The sequence below is a fragment of the Variovorax sp. 01T439_2 genome (assembly GCF_056398445.1).
The window spans coordinates 1-2,090 of the sequence record NZ_JBFTPJ010000994.1 but is presented as its reverse complement, the minus strand read 5'-3'; the positions used below and the strand labels follow the sequence as shown (position 1 = coordinate 2,090).

Here is a 2,090-nt window from a genome sequence, read left to right as displayed (position 1 = left end):
GTGGAACGCAGCTCAAGGTCAAGACATGGCTCGAGAAGGACGTGTTCCCCTTCATCGGCAAGATGCCCATCTCCACCATCGGTCCGCGCGACATTCTGGAGCGGGTTGTCCGCAAGCTGGAAGCACGCAGCGCCATCGATACGGCCCATCGCGTCAAGCAGCTTTGCGGGCAGGTGTTCCGCTTYGCAGTCGTGTCAGGACTGGCAGAGAGGGACGTCACCGCCGATCTGAGCGAAGCTCTGGCCTCGAAAGCGACGAAGCACTTCGCCGCCATTACCGAGCCCAAGAGAGTCGGCGACCTGATGCGCTCGATCCATGCCTACAGCGGCCACCCCACCACCGTTGCCGCGCTGAAGCTTTCCCCTCTGCTGTTTGTCCGGCCCGGCGAGTTGCGCACCGCGGAATGGGCCGAGATCGACCTGGACGCGGCCGAGTGGCGCATCGCCGGCCCGAAGATGAAAATGAAGGTCGATCATGTCGTGCCGCTCGCAACCCAGGCGGTGGAGATCCTGCGCGACCTCCACCCAATCACAGGGCATGGACGGTTTGTGTTTCCGAGCATACGGACGGGTGAACGCCCCATGAGCGAGAACACCATCAATGCCGCCCTGCGTGGAATGGGCTACAGCGCCGAAGTCCACACGGCTCACGGCTTCAGGGCAACCGCGCGGACCATCATGGATGAGGTGCTTGGCGAGCGCGTGGACTTCATCGAGCACCAGCTCTCCCACATGGTCAGGGATACCAACGGTCGTGCGTACAACCGCACCGCGCATCTCCCCGCGCGCCGGGAAATGATGCAGCGCTGGGCGGACTACCTGGACAAGCTGCGCATCGGTGCCGACCTGATTCCGTTGAAGCCGCGCCAGATGACATAGCGCCAAGTCCGCGCGCTCCTTCCAAGCCAGCTGGATGAGTGCCACGACATCGCGCAGGTGCGCCGCAATCTGGGGCAAACCGCTTCGGACGCCTGCCGTGAACTGCTGTGCTGCTCGCAGTGCGCCGCGCGCCCGTTCCGACGCCGCGCGTTGACTACAGCCGGCTCAGCCAGGACCAGACACTCGAAGTCACCTTCCGATGTCGGCGTCGGGACAAAGTGGCGAACGCATTACAAATGTGCTACGCTTACGGCCATGAAATCGTGCACCTTACCTGCCGTTCGCGTTGAGCCGGAACTGCGTGCCGAGCTCGAAGCGGTCCTGGGTGAAGAGGAAACCATCAGCACCTTTGTGGCCGATGCCGTGCGCCGAGCAGTTGACTTCCGTCGCGTCCAGACGGACTTCCATGCGCGTGGCGAGGCCGCTTGGCAGGACTACCTGCGAACCGGTGTTTCACACCCCGTGGACGAAGTGTTTGACCGCGTCCAGGCCCGCATTGATGCACGACGTCGCGAATTGCAAGGCTCTGGCACGTGACTGAGTTGTTCGGGGTTGAGATGACCCCGCAAGCCGAGGATGACCTTGAGCGGTTGTTTGAGTTCCTCGTCGCTCGGTCAGAGACCTTGGAGGAACTGGACCATGCCCAGCATGTACTGCACGAGCTTCGCACCAGTATCAAGAAGCGGCTGGCCGAGAATCCTTGGGCGTATCGGAAAGCGAGCGACGGCAGGCGTACAACGCGCCGAGAGTTGATCGTAGGGCTTGGTTCCACAGGCTACGTGGCCCTCTACGAAATCCTTCCAGGGCGGGAAGTCAGGGTGTTGGCAATTCGTCATCAGCGCGAAGAGGACTACCACTGAGCCCAATGCGGCCGTAAGTCGCTGTGGTGTGGCGCGACGATCTGGCTGAGAGGCGCGCGACAGTCTCCACAATTTGAATGACTTCTTCAGAGATGCTGCTATGTCTCTTGTGGGCCCCTAAGCGGAAGTACCAGCACGAAGAAAGCTGCCCGTCGATGGAGACTTCAGTCGATGCCCGGAAGGCCTCTCACTGCGAAGTATTGCTTGGCGCTCTTGCTTCAAGCCCTTTGATCTCACTCAAGCCTTCGTCCGTGGGTACCGATCCAAGTTGCCAAGTAGTGTGAAGTAAGTACTCCCCCATAAAACTCACCGCCCAATTGCGACAGTCGGACGTATGTCCTTTCCTTGGACG

At 61.1% G+C, this 2,090-nt stretch carries 3 protein-coding genes; all 3 read left to right on the top strand.

Annotated features, from left to right (window positions below; translation table 11 throughout):
- Positions 1-878, top strand: an 878-nt coding sequence (locus AC1DOC_RS30905; RefSeq protein ID WP_478131249.1) for a tyrosine-type recombinase/integrase, incomplete at its 5' end; no start/stop codon positions are given.
- Between the two features lie 255 nt (positions 879-1,133).
- The gene (locus AC1DOC_RS30900; RefSeq protein WP_412511860.1) at positions 1,134-1,415 is read left to right on the top strand and encodes a YlcI/YnfO family protein; all 282 of its coding nucleotides are present in this window, start codon (positions 1,134-1,136) and stop codon (positions 1,413-1,415) included.
- The gene (locus AC1DOC_RS30895; protein ID WP_015867267.1) at positions 1,412-1,738 is read left to right on the top strand and encodes a type II toxin-antitoxin system RelE/ParE family toxin; all 327 of its coding nucleotides are present in this window, start codon (positions 1,412-1,414) and stop codon (positions 1,736-1,738) included. Before AC1DOC_RS30900 ends, AC1DOC_RS30895 begins: the two co-directional genes overlap by 4 nt.
- Positions 1,739-2,090 lie beyond the last annotated feature (352 nt).

What these genes read in the sequence shown, in the direction of transcription:
- AC1DOC_RS30900 (WP_412511860.1), top strand. Translation starts at nt 1,134, where the DNA reads ATGAAATCGTGCACCTTACCTGCCGTTCGCGTTGAGCCGGAACTGCGT.